General features: G+C 68.6%; 15 protein-coding genes. 9 read left to right on the top strand and 6 right to left on the bottom strand.

Annotated elements, in window-relative coordinates:
- The first annotated feature begins 6 nt into the window (after positions 1 to 6).
- The 5 genes from OHA10_RS38075 (at position 7) to OHA10_RS38055 (ending at position 5,204) form a co-directional block, all read left to right on the top strand.
- Positions 7 to 1,347, top strand: a complete 1,341-nt coding sequence (locus tag OHA10_RS38075; RefSeq protein WP_371403642.1) for an N-acetylmuramoyl-L-alanine amidase — start codon at positions 7 to 9, stop codon at positions 1,345 to 1,347.
- Between the two features lie 61 nt (positions 1,348 to 1,408).
- Positions 1,409 to 2,641 (top strand): sensor histidine kinase, encoded by a 1,233-nt coding sequence (locus tag OHA10_RS38070; protein ID WP_371403641.1) that lies wholly within the window; start codon positions 1,409 to 1,411, stop codon positions 2,639 to 2,641.
- Entirely contained in the window at positions 2,632 to 3,270 is a 639-nt protein-coding gene (locus tag OHA10_RS38065; protein ID WP_371403640.1) for a response regulator, read from the top strand. Before OHA10_RS38070 ends, OHA10_RS38065 begins: the two co-directional genes overlap by 10 nt.
- 38 nt (positions 3,271 to 3,308) lie before the next feature.
- Complete coding sequence (locus OHA10_RS38060; protein ID WP_371403639.1) at positions 3,309 to 3,989, top strand: hypothetical protein; 681 nt, start codon at positions 3,309 to 3,311, stop codon at positions 3,987 to 3,989.
- A 102-nt stretch (positions 3,990 to 4,091) separates the two neighbouring features.
- On the top strand, positions 4,092 to 5,204 hold the full coding sequence (locus OHA10_RS38055) for a S1 family peptidase (protein WP_371403638.1): 1,113 nt from the start codon (positions 4,092 to 4,094) through the stop codon (positions 5,202 to 5,204).
- A 48-nt stretch (positions 5,205 to 5,252) separates the two neighbouring features.
- On the opposite strand, the gene OHA10_RS38050 is transcribed toward OHA10_RS38055, so the two are convergent.
- Both OHA10_RS38050 and OHA10_RS38045 read right to left on the bottom strand, forming a co-directional pair.
- Entirely contained in the window at positions 5,253 to 6,608 is a 1,356-nt protein-coding gene (locus OHA10_RS38050) for a flotillin family protein (protein ID WP_371403637.1), read from the bottom strand.
- Positions 6,609 to 6,629: 21 nt separating this feature from the next.
- A complete protein-coding gene (locus tag OHA10_RS38045; RefSeq protein ID WP_130449247.1) occupies positions 6,630 to 6,824 on the bottom strand; it encodes a hypothetical protein in 195 nt (64 codons plus the stop codon).
- A 117-nt stretch (positions 6,825 to 6,941) separates the two neighbouring features.
- Between OHA10_RS38045 and OHA10_RS38040 the strand changes: the two genes are divergently transcribed.
- Entirely contained in the window at positions 6,942 to 7,361 is a 420-nt protein-coding gene (locus OHA10_RS38040; RefSeq protein ID WP_371403636.1) for a hypothetical protein, read from the top strand.
- Positions 7,324 to 9,528, top strand: coding sequence for a caspase domain-containing protein (locus OHA10_RS38035; RefSeq protein ID WP_371403635.1), 2,205 nt, complete (start codon positions 7,324 to 7,326; stop codon positions 9,526 to 9,528). Before OHA10_RS38040 ends, OHA10_RS38035 begins: the two co-directional genes overlap by 38 nt.
- Here the strand turns inward: OHA10_RS38035 and OHA10_RS38030 are convergent.
- The 4 genes from OHA10_RS38030 to OHA10_RS38015 are packed head-to-tail and all read right to left on the bottom strand — an operon-like array spanning position 9,494 to position 13,501.
- On the bottom strand, positions 9,494 to 10,318 hold the full coding sequence (locus OHA10_RS38030) for a carbohydrate ABC transporter permease (RefSeq protein ID WP_371408033.1): 825 nt from the start codon (positions 10,316 to 10,318) through the stop codon (positions 9,494 to 9,496). The genes OHA10_RS38035 and OHA10_RS38030 overlap by 35 nt on opposite strands.
- Entirely contained in the window at positions 10,318 to 11,262 is a 945-nt protein-coding gene (locus tag OHA10_RS38025) for a carbohydrate ABC transporter permease (RefSeq protein ID WP_371403634.1), read from the bottom strand. The genes OHA10_RS38030 and OHA10_RS38025 overlap by 1 nt, the downstream gene beginning before the upstream one ends.
- On the bottom strand, positions 11,259 to 12,545 hold the full coding sequence (locus OHA10_RS38020) for an ABC transporter substrate-binding protein (RefSeq protein ID WP_371403633.1): 1,287 nt from the start codon (positions 12,543 to 12,545) through the stop codon (positions 11,259 to 11,261). Before OHA10_RS38020 ends, OHA10_RS38025 begins: the two co-directional genes overlap by 4 nt.
- Before the next feature lie 5 nt (positions 12,546 to 12,550).
- Entirely contained in the window at positions 12,551 to 13,501 is a 951-nt protein-coding gene (locus tag OHA10_RS38015; protein WP_371403632.1) for a carbohydrate kinase family protein, read from the bottom strand.
- A gap of 126 nt (positions 13,502 to 13,627) precedes the next feature.
- Between OHA10_RS38015 and OHA10_RS38010 the strand changes: the two genes are divergently transcribed.
- Positions 13,628 to 14,380, top strand: coding sequence for a DeoR/GlpR family DNA-binding transcription regulator (locus OHA10_RS38010; RefSeq protein ID WP_371403631.1), 753 nt, complete (start codon positions 13,628 to 13,630; stop codon positions 14,378 to 14,380).
- The gene (locus OHA10_RS38005; RefSeq protein ID WP_371403630.1) at positions 14,377 to 15,729 is read left to right on the top strand and encodes a 6-phospho-beta-glucosidase; all 1,353 of its coding nucleotides are present in this window, start codon (positions 14,377 to 14,379) and stop codon (positions 15,727 to 15,729) included. Before OHA10_RS38010 ends, OHA10_RS38005 begins: the two co-directional genes overlap by 4 nt.
- The last annotated feature ends 165 nt before the right edge of the window (positions 15,730 to 15,894 follow it).

Here is a 15,894-nt window from a genome sequence, read left to right as displayed (position 1 = left end):
CCGCCCATGCGGAAGACCGCCACGATTCTGCTTGCTGTCGGAGCACTCGCGCTGACAGCCCTTCCGAGCAACGCAGCCCAGCCACCCCAACCCACCGGTCAGCCGGACCTCGCGTCCGCGTTCCAGACCGCCGCCGCGAAGTACGACGTACCCCGTGAGGTCCTGGTCGGCGTCGGATTCGCCGAGACGCACCTGGACGGCCACAACGGCATGCCGAGCCAGGCGAACGGCTACGGCGTCATGCACCTGGTCGCCAACAACACCAACAAGACGATGTCCGAGGCAAGCAAACTGACCGGGCTACCGGTCGCCGAGCTGACCAAGGACGACACGTCGAACATCCTCGGCGCCGCCGCGGTCCTCGATGCGTACGCCGATCAAGCGGCTCTGCAGGACCGCTCCGATCTCGGCAAGTGGTACTCCGTGATCGCGAAGTACTCGCATTCCGCCGACGGCCCGACCGCGCGCCTGTACGCAGACGAGGTCTACCGGGTGATCGCCCGCGGCGTCAGCACCGCCGGCGTCTCGACCGAGCCGAAGAAGGTCACACCGGACCTCGGCGCCTACGCGAACGTCTCCCCGCTCGGCACGAAGAGCAAGTCATCGGTCCAGGCCGCCGACTACCCGGGCGCGATCTGGAACCCGGCCTGCACCTGCAACTACGCGGTCGGCCGCACGCAGGCGATCACCACGATCGTGATCCACGTGACCCAGGGCTCGTACGCCGGCACGATCAGCTGGTTCAAGGACCCGGCGGCCCAGGTCAGCGCGCACTACGTGGTCCGGTCGAGCGACGGCCAGATCACCCAGATGGTGGCCGAGAAGGACACCGCCTGGCACGCCCGCAGCGCGAACCCGTACGCGATCGGTATCGAGCACGAGGGGTTCATCGACCAGCCGTCGTGGTTCACCGACGCGATGTACCGGTCGTCGGCCGCGCTGACCGCGAACATCGCCGATCGTCGTGGCATCCCGAAGGATCGCAACCACATCAGGGGCCACAGCGAGATGCCCGGCAACGACCACACCGACCCGGGACCGAACTGGAACTGGAACTACTACATGCAGCTGGTGAACGGCGGCGACCCGAACCCGCCGGAGTACAACTTCACCACCTGGGGCAACGGCGTGAACGTCCGCTCGGGGCCGCACCTGACCGACTCGGTGGTGACCACGCTGGCCGGTCCGACGCAGGTGTTCGTCGAGTGCCAGGTCCAGGGCGACACGGTGACGGCGAACGGCTACACCAACAACTGGTGGGCCAAGCTCCGCGATCAGAACGGCTACATGACCAACATCTACATCGACGATCCGAACGCCAAGCTTCCTGGCGTTCCGGACTGCTAGACGGCAGAAGGTAGAGCCTGCTGTACCGACACGTGCCCGGCCGTCCCGGAAGATATGAGTCATGGTCAACAAGATCCTGGCTCGGGGCGGGCGGGCATGTGCCTACCTGGCGGTTCGCTACCTACGGGCGCTCCTGCTGTTGCTGGCGCTGCCGAACGGTGTGCTCCTCGGCTGGTTGATCACGCCGTTCACCGGCGCACTGGTGAAGCTGGCCAACAGTGAGCGCAGGAGAGCGGCCAAGTACCTCGGCGTGCCCGAGGGTGCGCCCCTGCCGGCCGCAACACCGCGTCAGCCGGGCGATGTCGTCACGTTGTTCCGGGACAGGTCGTTCAAGCGCAGCCTGTGGCTGCTGCTGATGCCGCTGGCCATGGTCCCCGAACTGCTCGTCGCGGTCTTCGGACTGGTCGGCGCGCCCGCCGCCGTCGCCGGCATGGTGCTGTGGAGCACCGACCCGGGCAACTTCTCGCTGATGGGTGCCGACGTCGACAGCTGGGCCGAGGCGCTCACACTCGGCCCGCTCCAGATCCTGGTCAGCATCGCGGTTCTCGGCTGGGGAGCTCCGGCGCTGGCCCGCGGACATGCTCGTGCGGCGCGCCACCTGCTGGCTCCGAGCACGGACGAGGTCGAGATGCACCGGCTGTCGCAGCGGGTCGAGGAGCTCACCAAGAGCCGCGCTGGTGCTGTCGACTCGCACGGCGCGGAGCTGCGGCGGATCGAGCGGGACCTGCATGACGGGACGCAGGCGCAGTTGGTGTCGCTGGCGATGCGGATCGGCATCGCGAAGCAGACCATGGCCGAGGACCCCGAGAAGGCCGCCAAACTGCTCGACGACGCCCGCGACGGCGCAGAGCAGGCCATGACCGAGCTGCGCGGCGTACTGCGGACCATGTACCCGCCGATCCTTGCCGACCGCGGTCTGGTCGGAGCGGTCTCCGCACTGGCCGCCCGGTGCCCGCTGCCGGTCCAGCTGCGCATCGGCGAACTGGGCGAGGTCCCAGCCGCAGTAGAGGCCGCTGCGTACTTCGTGGTCGCGGAGTCGCTCACCAACATCACCAAGCACAGTGCGGCCGGGCACGTCGACGTACAGCTCGAGCGGCGTGGCACGGAGCTCTATCTGGCCGTCATGGACGACGGGATCGGCGGGGCGCGGATCAGTGAGCAGTCCGACCTGCTGGGCCGGGGGAGTGGGCTGCATGGCATGCTCCACCGCGTGCAGGCGATCGACGGTCACATGGAGCTGCAGAGCCCGATCGGTGGGCCGACCACCGTCGAGGTGATCCTTCCGTGCGGGTGATCATCCTCGAGGACAACCCGATCCTCGCCGAGGGCCTGAGCCTGGTGCTGAACAACTCCGGCTTCGAGGTCGCCGCGGTCGCCACCGACGCGGACGAGTTCGCAAAGGCGATCGCCGAGCACCAGGTGGACATCGCAGTGGTCGACGTACGGCTGCCACCCACCTTCACCGACGAGGGCCTGCGCGCCGCGATCGAGGCCCGCCGTGTCCGGCCGGGGCTCCCGGTGCTGGTGTTCTCGCAGTACGTCGAGGAGGTCTACGCGGCGGAGCTCCTCGCCGGCGGCAGCGAGGGCGTCGGGTACCTGCTGAAGGACCGGGTGTCCCGCGTCGACGAGTTCCTCGAAGCGGTACGCCGGGTTGCCGCCGGCGGGACTGTGCTCGACCCGGAGGTGGTCAGCCAGCTCATGGTCAAGCGGAGCAGTCCGCTCGACCGGCTCACGCCACGGGAACGCGAAGTACTCGCACTGATGGCCGAGGGGCTCGGTAACACGGCGATCGGGGAGAAGCTGGTGATCTCCGAGGGCGCCGTACACAAGCATGTGGGCAACGTCTTCCTCAAGCTCGACCTGCCGCCGACCGATTCCGGTCACCGACGCGTGCTCGCCGTTCTCGCCTACCTCGGGCTGTGAGCAATTCCTGAACCCTCGCGTCGGCTATGTTCGCGGTCGTGCAAATGCGGAAAGCGGTTGTTGTCGCGCTGGTCGTAGCGAGTGTCGGAGCCGTCGCGGCGTGCGGTGGGCAGAAGAAGGACGATGCGGCCGCGTCGCCGGTGGTGGTTACCTCGGCAACGCCGACGCCGACGCCGTTGAACGACGCACGAGCGGCCGCAGCGCTCGCGACCGGCGGCCTCGGGGTCAAGGACGTGCCAGGGATGCGGCCGTTGGGTGCGCCGATCACGACTCTGAACTCGCCGACCGTTGCCGGCCTGTGCGGGACGACCGCCACGGGGCTGACCAGCGAGAAGTTGCGGATGGCCCGGCGGCAGCTGGTGTGGAGTGCGGGTCCGTCGGAGTTCGTGTCCGAGGAGCGGATCGTCTACCAGCAAGGCGGCGTACAGGCTGCACTGAAGGATCTCCGGACCTTGAGCACGATCTGCCCGGACCGGATCGGCGTACAGCCGGCGCCGACCGGTGCGAAGCTGCCGGCGGGCTCGATGGCGATCTCGTCCCACGGCACGGCGCAGGGAGGGGACTCCTACGCGGTGCCAGTCGGGAACCGGCTGCTCGTGGTGTTGTGGTCGAACTGGACCAGGTCCCCCGAACCGGCCGCCATCAAGACCGCTCTCGCCACCGCGCGCACCGTCGTCGTCCAGCGCGAGCAGCCGACCCTGCAGGCCCTGGCCGGCTGACAACGTCGGTCAGTTGCCCTTGACGGACCGCGCCCAGTAGGCCACTCTCGATCGCGAGAGCGCTCTCATCCACCGAACCGCCCCTAGGTGAGGAGAGTTCAGATGAAGGTCCTATTGGCCGCCGTGATCACGGCAGGTCTACTGACGGTGCCTGCCCAGGCAATCGCCCAACCGCTGGCAGTGGCCGGGCAAGCAGCCGCGATGCAACGTGACTTCGGGCTGAGCGACCAGCAGCTGCAGCAGCGGCTGAGCGCAGAGACGTCAGCCGCGAAGCTGTTGCCCGCAGCCCAGAAGGCCGCCGGAGCTTCGTACGGCGGAGCCTGGTACGACGCAACCACGCAGAAGCTGGTGGTCGGGCTGGTCGGTCCTGACCGAGCAGCTGCTGTCAGGGCGACAGGTGCCACGACGACGTCCGTACCGGTGACATCCAAGACGTTGGACCACCGGAAGGCTGCCGTCGACAAGCTGGCTGGGAAGGCCGTGCCGAATGCGGTCAGCGGCTGGTCGGCCGATCCGAAGACCGGCAGCGTGGTCATCAACGTCCAAGCCGGTCAGCGATCCCCGGCCGTCGACGCGTTCGTGGCCAAGGTCGCGACGACCGGTGCCGTGACGGTCAAGGAGGTGGCAGCGCAAGCGCCACGCACGTACGCCGCGGGAACGGTCGGCGGCGACCCGTACTACGTCAGCAACATCCGCTGCTCGATCGGCTTCTCGGTGTACGGCGGGTATGTCACCGCGGGCCACTGTGGCCGGAGCGGCATCGTGCGCGGCTGGGACGGATCGGACCAGGGCTCGTTCCAGGGCTGGTCGTTCCCGGGCAACGACTACGCGTGGGTGGCGACCGGCTATGGCTGGTGGACCGTCCCGGTCGTCCTCGGCTGGGGACAGGTGAGTGACCAGCTGGTCCGCGGGTCGTGGGAGGCGCCGATCGGCTCGTCGGTGTGCCGGAGCGGCTCGACGTCGCACTGGCACTGCGGCACGATCCTGGCCAAGAACGAGACCGTGAACTACGGCAACGGTGCACTGTTCTACGGCGCGACCAAGACCAGCGTCTGCGCCGAGGGTGGCGATTCCGGTGGGTCGTTCATCACCGGCGACCAGGCGCAGGGCGTGACGTCGGGCGGCTGGGGTGACTGCACCAGCGGCGGCGAGACGTGGTTCCAGCCGGTCAACGAGATCCTGCAGGCGTACGGCCTGACGCTGCAGACGGCGTAGAAACGACTGTGGATCCCCTTGCGTGCAAGGGGATCCACAGGTCTGCGATCAGGCCGGGTTGTCCGGCACCGACTCGAGCGCCGGCTTCTCGTTCTCGTCCTTCTTGGTGGCCAGCGATTCGATCAGCTGCTTTGCCAGCGCGAAGCCGGAGCCGCCCATCGTGATCGTCTTGACCAGGGTGTCCTCGATGCCCTGCGCGCCGTTCAGCACGACCATGTTGCCGACCTTGTCGAACGACGACGACGCGGCCCGGACGATCTCCGGGTAGGCCTCGGCCAGCTGCTGGGCGACGACCGCGTCGGTGTTCGTGGCCAGCGCCTCGGCGCGCGCCTTGATACCTGCCGCCTCGGCCATCGCCTTCGCCTGGACGGCGGACGCCTCGGCCTTACCGGTCAGCTCCGTCGCCTTCGCCTGCGCCTCACCACGCAGCTGGACCTCCCGGGCGTTCGCCTCGGCGGCCGCGATCTGCGCGTCGCGGGCAGCCTGGGCCAGCGTGCGCTGCTTGTACGCCTCGGCGTCGGCCGGCTTCAGCACCGACGACTCCAGCTGCTTCTCGGCCAGCGAGGCGTTCAGCTTCGCGGTCTCCGTCTCGGCGACGACGACCTCCTGCTTGGCGAGCGCGGCCGCGAGCGGTCCGGCCTGGAACGACTTCGACGTGGCCTGGTCGACCTCGGCCTGATAACCGGCCTTCGCGATCTCGCTCTCCCGGATCGCGGCCGCCTTCGCGGCGGCGGCGACCTGCTCGCGCTCGGTCGCCTCCCGGTCCCGCTCGGCCTGGGCGATCCGGGCCGCGGCCTCGACCGCGGCGGCCTGCGGACGGCCCAGGTTCCTGATGTAGCCGGACTCGTCGTCGATCTCCTGGATCTGCAGCGAGTCGACCACCAGGCCGAGCTTCTCCATGTCCCCGGCCAGCGAGCCGCGGATGTTCGTGGTCAGCGTCTCGCGGTCGTGCAGCATCTCCTCGACCGTGGTCGAACCGACGATCGCGCGGAGGTGACCAGCGAACAGCTCGTGGATCGTGCTCATCACCTGCTCGTCGCTCTGCTCCAGGAACCGCCGGGCCGCGTTCGCGATCGAGCCGTAGTCGTCACCGACCTTGTACGCCGTGACGCCCTTGATGTGCAGCGGGATGCCCTGGCTGGACACGCAGGTCACGGTCAACGGCGTCGCGCGGATGTCCAGCGGCAACCGCCGTACCGTCTGGAAGCCCGGCAGTACCGCGGTGCCGCGGCCGACCACGATCTTGAAGCCGAGGGTCTCGTTGACCTGCTCGGTGCTGGAGTGCGCGCCGAGGCCGGAGATGATCAGCGCCTCGTTCGGCTCCGCCACCCGCCAGACCATCCGGAACACGATGAGCAGGACCACCACCGCGACAGCGGCGACGGCCACATACGTCCAGAGCATTTCCCCTCCAAGGGAACGTAATTAGATGGCGCGAGCAACGTAGACGGTCCGGGGTGGGTCGTAGTCGACGACGACGACCTGCGTCCCCACCTCGAGCACCTCGTCGGTCGCGGGGTAAGCGTAGAAGGCCTCGGTGGCACCGCGGACCGGCAGCATCACCTCACCGACGATCCCGGGTGCGATCCGCCCGATCACCCGCCCCCGTTTGCCTACCATGGTGCCCCTCCGACGTCGCAGCGCACGATCCAGTTCCCGAAGCCTACGTTGTCACGCCTTGTGGCTTGAGCGCGACGGCTGCATTGTGGAGACGTCGGCCTGGGGGTGGGAGGGGCGATGGGGGACAGCAAGGTCGACGGGGTCTCGGGGGGAGTCTCCGCGGGAGTCTTGGTGGGGGTCACCGAGGACGGGGCGGACGACGCGCGGCTCGAGGAGCTGGCGCTGCTGCTGCGGCAGGAGTTGCTGGTGCTCGACGTACGCGCGGTCGAACCTCTGCGCGACGGTGAGGCGCCGGATGGCACCCGTGGCGCTCTCGCCGCGGTGGCAGGCGTGCTGAGCGTTTCGCTGGCGCCCGGTCTGCAGGTGCTGGGTTCGGTCGTTGCCGTCGTGCGCGAATGGCTCGGCCGGGTCGGTGACGGGCGGACGGTGAAGCTCACGATCGACGGCGACGTGATCGAACTGACCCGGGCGAGCGGCGACATGCAGCAGCAGCTGGTCGATGCCTTCGTACGACGGCACGCCGGGGCGGACGGGTGACATGGACGGCTCGCGTGTCGCGCTCGTGGTGGCGAACGACCGGTACGACGATCCCGGTCTGAAGCGACTCGTCGCCCCGGCGCAGGACGCGGCCGCGCTGGCCGGCGTACTCGCGGATCCGGCAGTCGGCGGGTTCGAGGTCCAGGTACTGCGGAACGCGCCGGCGCAGGACATCCGGTTCGCGGTCGAGGACTTCTTCGCCGATCGGAATCCGGAAGACCTGCTGTTGCTGCACTTCTCCTGCCACGGGCTGAAGAACTCGGCCGGCGAACTGTTCCTCGCGGTCGCCGACACCAAGCCCGCCCGGCTCGCGTCGACCGCGGTGGCCGCGGACTTCGTCAACCGGCAGATGGCGGACAGCCGGGCGCAGCGGATCGCGTTGTTCCTGGACTGTTGTTACGGCGGGGCGTTCCCGCGCGGCATGGTCGTCCGGGCGGCCGGTGAGGCCCAGGTGCAGGATGCTTTCGCCAAGCAGGCCGAGGTCGGTGGCGGTCGTGGGCGAGTGGTGATCACCGCGTCGAGCGCGATGGAGTACGCGTTCGAAGGTGGGCAACTGGCGTCGGACGCCTCGAAGCCGGCGCCGTCGGTCTTCACCGGCGCCGTGGTCGACGGGCTGACGACCGGCGAGGCGGACCGGGACGGCGACGGCTGGGTCGGGCTGACCGAGCTGGTCAGCTTCGTCACCGATCGGATCCACCGGCTCACACCGAACCAGAACCCGCAGATGTGGACCTTCGGCTCCCAGGGCGAGCTGCTGATCGCCCGCAGCCGGGTACGCCGGATCACGCCGGCGCCGCTCGCGCCGGAACTGACCCAGGCGATGGAGAGTCCGTTGCCGGCGGCAAGGTTCGGCGTGGTCGACTACCTGCGCGAACGTCTGTACGACGCGGACCTCGGGCACGCGTACGCCGCCTGGCAGGCGCTGCACCAGATGACCGACGACGACAGCCGCAAGGTCTCCGAGGCCGCGTCCGAGGCGCTGTCGACAGCCGAACTCCGCGTCACGCCCGAGTCCGTCGACCTCACCGACGCCACCTCCGCCGACCTGCAGCTGTCCGGCCCGCCGATCGCTTTGACGGCGGCCGCATCGCCCGGTGACCCGTGGCTGAAGCTGGAACAGGAAGGCGAGGTGATCCGGGTTCGCGCGGAGCAATCCGCTCCCGGTGTCCATGACAGCTCGGTCATCCTGGCCGGGCCGGTCGGCGAACGCGTCGTACCCGTGCGCCTGACCATCCCCGACACGGAGTCCGAGCCACCAGCTCCACCCCCGGAACCCGAGCCCCAGCCCGACCCCACACCCGCCCCCGTCCCACAACCACCCCGAGCCAAGCCAACCCAAGCCGCACGGCCCGAACCGGCACCGGCGCGAGCCGAGCGGCCGGCGGCAGAACCTCAGCCGGTGGCGGCATCTCTTCCCAGCAGCCCACCCCTCCCACCTTGGTGGCTGATCGCCGTACTGATCGCCGGCAGCGCATTCCTCGTCTACCTGAACTGGCCCGGAGCGGCCTACTCCCGCAAGCTCTGGTACGACTCGAACCAAGGCTGGTACCTGTACCGGACCTGGTACGACCCAGCCATCTGGGGCTCCCTCATCGCTCTCGTCGCGGCTCTCGTCGCACGCTGGGCCGGGCCGATCGCCCTCGGCGTCGTGGCGGGTTGCGCAGTCTCCGCGGTCGAAGGCGCAGTACTGATCGTCGGCGGCGGGATCTCGGCCGACGAGACCGCCGCGTGGTCCCTCTCGGCCCTGATCGCGGCCGCGGTGGGCGTCGCACTCGTGTTCTGGCTGAGGCCGTCCATCGGATCACTCTGGCCGGTCTGGCCGCCGGCCGCTGCCATGGTTGTTGCCGGCGGCATCTTGCTGGTACTGAGCGCGGTGGTCCCGCACAGCGACGGCGTCTCGTTCTTCATGGTCACACCGCTGGCGCTGCTGGACCCGATCGTGGCGGTCGGGCTCGCCTGGCCGGCCCTGGCCGCGGTCGACACCAGGACGAAGACCTGGCTGACCGCGGCCGTGGTGACCTACTCGGCGATCGGCATCATCGGCGGGATCCCGGCGCTGACCCAAGGGCACTCGCCGGCCGACTTCTTCACCGGTCTCTTCGGCAGCGTACTGATCGCCGTCGGTGTGCTCGTCAGCCGCGGACGGCCCCTTCCGTCGCACCCTTGATGAACTGGCGGGCGAAGATCCCGAAGATGATCACCAGCGGCACCATCGCCATCAGCGCGCCGGTCATCACCATGCTGTAGTCCACGCCGTGCGACCGGTTCAGCGTCGACAGCGCAACCTGCAGCGTCACGTGATCCGGGTTGGTCAGCACGATCAGCGGCCACATGTAGTCGTTCCACGAGCCGACGAACGTGAAGATGCCGAGGAACGCCAGCGCCGGCCGCGCCGACGGCAGCGCCACGTGCCAGTACGTGCCGAAGAAGCCGCAGCCGTCCAGCGTCGCGGCCTCGATCAACTCGTCGTGGATCGAGTTCTGGAAGTACTGCCGCATCCAGAAGATGCCGAACGCGTTCGCCGCACCCGGAATGATCAGCGCCTTCAACGACCCGACCCAGCCGAGCAGCGCCATCGTCTGGAACTGCGGTACGGCGGCCAGCTGCGCCGGCAGCAGCATCGTCGCCAGCAGTACGACGAACAACGCGTTCCGCCCCGGGAACCGGAACTTCGCGAACGTGAACGCCGCCAGCGAATCGAAGAACAGCACGAGCAGGGTGGTCGAGATCGCCACCGTCGCGGTGTTGGCCATCGACTGGAAGAACGCCACGTTGTCCAGCACGTGCCGGACGTTGTCGCCGAAGTGCCCACCGAACGTGAACTTCGGCGGGAACCGGTAGATGTCCGCGGTCGTGTTCGACGCCATGATGATCGTCCACAGGAACGGGAACATGAACACCAGCAGCGCCAGCACGAGTGCGGCGTGCAGCGCGATCCCGCGCAACCGGTAACGCATCATCTGTCCTCACCCCGGCCCCGGAAGATCCGCCAGTTGATTGCCGTGAACAACAACACGAGCACGAAGATGCTGAGCGCGATCGCGGCGGCGTACCCGTAGTCGTTGTCGAGGAACGCGGCCCGGTAGAAGAACAGCACCACGGTCATCCCGCTCTGCCCGGTGCCGCCGCTGTTGCCGACCATCACCTGCGGCTCGGTGAACGTCTGCAGCCCGCCGATCGTCGACATGATGACGGTGAACAGTACGACGGGACGCAGCTGCGGCAGCGTGATCGAGAAGAAGGTCCGGACGGCGCCGGCCCCGTCCACCTTGGCGGCCTCGTACTGGTCCTTCGGGATCGCCTGCAGTCCGGCCAGGTAGATCAGCGTGTTGTACCCGACCCACTGCCACACGATCATCGTCGAGATCGCGATCTTGATCCCCCACGGCTGCCCGAGCCAGTCCTGCTGCGGGATGCCGAGTGAGCGCAGCGCGGCGTTCACCAGACCGAAGTTCGTGCTGAAGATCGAGCTGAAGAAGATCGCCATCGCGACCAGCGACGTGACGTTCGGGATGAAGTACGCGATCCGGTAGACGTTGGTGAACCGGACCGCCGACTGCAGCATCACCGCGAGCAGCAGCGCGAGGACCAGCGTCGGGACCGTCGACATGAAGAACAGCACGACGGTGTTCTCCAGCGCGGTCCAGAACGTCGGGTCCTGGATCAGGAACGCGAAGTTGTCGAGCCCGGTGAACCTACGGGCGCTCAGACCGTCCCAGCGCTGGAACGCGAGCACGATGGTGGACACCATCGGGTACAGCCCGAACACCGCGAACAGCACATAGAACGGCGACAGGGCCAGATAGAACCGCCAGTACGACCAGATACCCCGGCGGGGCCGCTGACCCCTTCCGGCCAGCGGCTCCGTCGCGGCAGCCGACACAGTCGCCGTACTGGTCACTGAACCCCCTGCCGCTTGGCGATCGCCTTCGCCTTGGAGACCGCGCTGGCCCACGCGGCGTCCGAGGTCTTCGAGCCGGTCTGCACGGTCTTGAGCTCGTCGTGGAACGGTGCGGCGACCGAGTCGTCGTACGGGCTCTGGTACGCGACCGGGATCGACTTCGCGGCCGGGCCGAAGACGTCGATCGGGACCTGGCCGCCGAAGAACTTGTCCGCCGCCTTCAGCTCCGGCTTGTCGTACGCAGCCGGCGCGGACGGGAAGATCTGCGCGTCGGTGAACGCCTTGGCCTCGTTGTCGGCGCTGAGCATGTACTTGATCACGTCGAACGCCTTCTGCGGGTCGGCCGCGTTCTTGGTGATGGCCAGGAACGAGCCGCCGAAGTTCGCCGGGCCGCTCGGCGTCGGCGCCAGCCGCCACTTGCCGGCGCTGGTCTTCACCGCGGACTTGATGTCCAGGGCGACCCAGGCGGCGCCGATGTGCGTCGGGATCGTGCCCTGGTCGAGCCCGGCGTTCCAGTCCGGGCTGCCGCTCGGGGTCTTGCCGTCGATCTTCAGCGTCATCGCCTTGACCGAGGTGTCCCACGCCTTGCGGATGTGGTCCTGGTCGCCGATGAACTTGTTGTCCTTGGAGATGTACCGCTCGGTGCCCTGCCCGACGACCATGTCGTAGAGGTCGGTCGCGTCCCAGACCAGCAGCGCCTTCGGGTTCTTCGCCTTCAGCTGGACCCCGGCGGCGAAGTAGTCGTCCCAGGTCTTCAGCTGGTCGGCCACCTTGGCCGGGTCGCTGGGCAGACCGGCCGCAGCGAAGATGTCCTCGCGGTAGAACAGCCCGGTCGGGCCGACGTCGATCGGCAGACCGATCACCTTGCCGTCCAGCGTGGTGGCCTGGTTGACCTTCCACTCCAGGTAGTCGCCGAGGACCGAGTCCGCACCGACGGACTTCAGGTCCACGAACCGCGACGCCTGCGGGAGCAGCGAGGCGATGTCCTCGCCCTTGATCCCCGTGATGTCCGGGATGCCGGTGCCGCCGTTGAACGTGGTGACCAGCTTCTGCTTGAAGTCGCCGCCGATCTCGGAGTACTTGATCTTCGGGTCGGGGAAGTGCGCGATGGTGTCGTCCAGCACCGACTTGCCCAGACCGCCCGGCCAGCACCACATGGTCAGCTCGGTGGTGGTGTTCTTCTTCGTCGTCGACCCGGTGTCCATCCCGGACGAGCAGCCGACGAGCGTGCCACCAGCTACGGCTGCGAAGCCCCCGAGCAAGGTCCGACGTGAGAGCTCCATGGTTCTTACCTTCCTGAGTTTGCGCTGATCAGCGCGTGGAGGTGTTGGTCTTCGGGGTGTGCCGCCTGCCAGGCGGCCAGGTCGTCCCAGCGCGGGGCGGCGTCCGCACCGCCAAGCCGGGTGACGGACAACGCCGCGGTGAGCGCCGCGAACCGCAACCGCTGCTCGAGCGGCAGCTCCCAGAGCGTCGCGGCGATGAAACCGGCGGCGAACACATCACCCGCCCCGGTGGTGTCCGCCGCCGAGACCGGATACGCCGGTACGGCGACGCGCTCGCCGGTCGCGGCGTCGAGTGCTTCCGCGCCGTCGGCGCCCTTCGACACCACGACCAGCGGGACCTTCTCGGCCAGGGCGTCGAGCGCGTCGGCCGGTGACATCGTACGGGTGTAGGCCATCGCCTCGCCCGCGTTGGGCAGGAAGACGTCGCAGTGCTCGAGCTGGTCGAGCACCGCCGGGTCCCACTGCTCGGACGGGTCCCAGCCCACGTCGGCGAACACCACGCTGCCGGCTGCCTTCGCCTTCGCCAGCCACTCGTTGCGCCAGGGTCCGATGTGGGCGGCGACGGCTCGGGCGGTCGGCAGCGTGGTGATCAGCTCGTCGGCCGACAGCAGGGGGTCCGACCCACGCGTGACCAGTGCCCGATCGTTGTCATAGGCAAGGGCCACGGTCAGCGGGGTCTGCCAGCCGGCGAGTCTTCGGGACAGAGTCAGATCGATGCCTTCGTCGTCGACCAGCCGGCGCCAGACCCGGTCACCCAGGTCGTCGGCGCCGAACACGGCGGCCATCCCGGTCCGCAGACCGAGCCGGGCGAGCGCCACGGCGAAGTTCGCGATACCGCCGGGGCTCTCGTGCGACTCGGTGGCCCAGACCTCGGTGCCCGGCCGCGGCGCAGAGGGCAGGCCGAGCACCAGGTCTTGGAAGACCAGACCGGACACCATCACGTCCAGTTCGTGCATGCTCAGCACACTCCTGCAGGGTCGATCAAACTCTTTCGTGAATCTAAAGTGGGTTGCGCAAGATCCGCAATACCTGATCAAAGATTTGACTGAGAATGACGGAGTTTGCGTGATACTGTCTGCGATGTGTTGCCGAAGCAGCGACAGGATCAGATCGTCCGCGCGCTCCGTGCCGACGGGGCCGGGGGCGTCAAAGTGCTTGCCGGCAAACTCGGCGTCAGCGAGGCGACCATCCGGCGCGACCTCGAGCAACTGCACGCCGAGGGCCGGCTGACCAGGGTGTACGGCGGTGCCCTCGCCGTCGACGGCGGTGACGAGCCCTTCGCGGACGTCAACGCCGTCCATGCCGAGGAGAAGGACCGGATCGCCCGCCGCGCCGCCGAGCTGGTGCACGACGGCGAGTCCGTCCTGCTGGACATCGGTACGACGGCACTCCGGGTCGCGCAGCACCTGCACGGGCGTTCGCTGACCGTGGTGACCAGCAACCTCGCAGTACTGGAGGAGCTGCAGAACGACGAGCAGATCGAGCTGATCGTGCTCGGCGGGTTCGTGCGGCGCAGCTACCGGTCCCTGGTCGGATACTTGACCGAGGAGAGCCTGCGGCAGATCCACGTCGACTGGCTGTTCCTGGGGACGAGTGGGGTGCGCCCGGACGGCCGGGTGATGGACAGCACGATGATCGAGGTGCCGGTCAAGCGAGCGATGATCAAGGCGGCCGACCAGGTCGTGCTGCTGGCGGACAGGACGAAGTTCCCGGGCCATGGGGTCGCCCGGGTGTGTGAGCCGGGGGAGCTGACCATGGTGGTGACCGAGCCAGGCGCCGACGAGGCAACCCGGACCCAATTGACCGAGGCGGGAGTACAGGTGGTGCTGGCATGAGGCTGACGATCCTGGGCGGGGGCGGCTTCCGGGTTCCGCTCGTGTACCACGCGCTGCTCGGCGACCGCGGCGCCGGACGGATCACCGACGTGGTCCTCTACGACACCGATCGCACCCGCCTCGGCGCCATCGGCGCCGTTCTCCGCCAGCAGGCGGCAACCACCGACCATCCGCTCCCGCCGCCGGTGGTGACGGAGACGACCGACCTGGACGAGGCCCTGCGGGGTGCCGACTTCATCTTCTCGGCCATCCGCGTCGGCGGCCTCGAAGGGCGCACGATCGACGAGCGGGTCGCGCTCGGCCTCGACGTACTCGGCCAGGAGACCGTCGGCGCCGGTGGGATCGCCTACGGCCTGCGGACGCTGCCGGTGGCCCTGAAGATCGCCCAGCGGATCGCAGCGGTCGCGCCGGAGGCGTGGACGATCAACTTCACCAATCCGGCCGGCATGGTGACCGAGGCGATGATCCCGGTCCTCGGCGACCGGGTGATCGGCATCTGCGACTCACCGTCAGGGCTGGGGCGCCGGGCTGCGCTGGCAGCCGGTGTGGACCCGTCGACCGCCTTCTACGACTACGCCGGTCTCAATCACCTCGGCTGGCTCCGCGGTCTGCGGTCCGGCGGCGTGGATCGGCTGCCTGACCTCCTGCAGTCGGACGACGCGCTGAGCTCGTTCGAGGAGGGGCGGCTGTTCAGTCCGGACTGGTTGCGGTCGATCGGCTCGATCCCGAACGAGTACCTGCACTACTACTACTTCGCCCGCGAGACGCTGGCCGCCGTACAGGCTGTGCGACAGACGCGTGGCACGTTCCTGCTGGAGCAGCAGTCCGCGTTCTACGCCGAGACGGGGCAGCACCCGGAGCAGGCGCTGGAGCTGTGGCAGAAGACGCGGGCCGAGCGCGAGTCGACGTACGGCGTGGAGAGCCGTGAGGTCGCGGACGCAGGGGAGCGGGACGAGCGCGACATGGAGGCGGGCGGCTACGAGCAGGTCGCCCTGTCGCTGATGCGGGCGATCGCGCACAACGAGCGGGCCTCGCTGATCCTGAACGTGCGGAACCGCGGCGTACTGCATCATCTGGACGACGACGCCGTCGTGGAGATCCCGTGCACCGTGGACGCCAACGGCGCCTTGCCGGTGACTGTGTCCCAGCTCACCGACCACCAGGCCGGTCTGGTCTGCTCGGTGAAGGCAGTCGAGCGCTCCACGATCGAGGCGGCGACAACCGGCTCCAGGTCGGCAGCCCTGAAGGCGCTCGCCTATCACCCGCTCATCGACTCGGTGACGGTGGCGCGTAGCCTCCTGGACACGTACGTCGAGAGTCTGCCGGACCTCGCGTATCTAAGGGCCTGACGCCGATTGGTCTCGGGCGCGCCGGATCTGGCACAATGGCCTGCTGAGTCCGTCCAGGTTCGTGCAGCCCTCTAACTCCACTGCCCGGCCGGCCCATCCGAGCGGTCACCCCGTTGTCCCCACGACGACCCGTGCTGCTCACCCAGACGTAATTCCGAGGGAGAC

Source organism: Kribbella sp. NBC_00662, from assembly GCF_041430295.1.
In the GTDB taxonomy this organism is placed as follows: domain Bacteria; phylum Actinomycetota; class Actinomycetes; order Propionibacteriales; family Kribbellaceae; genus Kribbella.
This window is presented reverse-complemented; position numbering and strand designations above follow the sequence as displayed.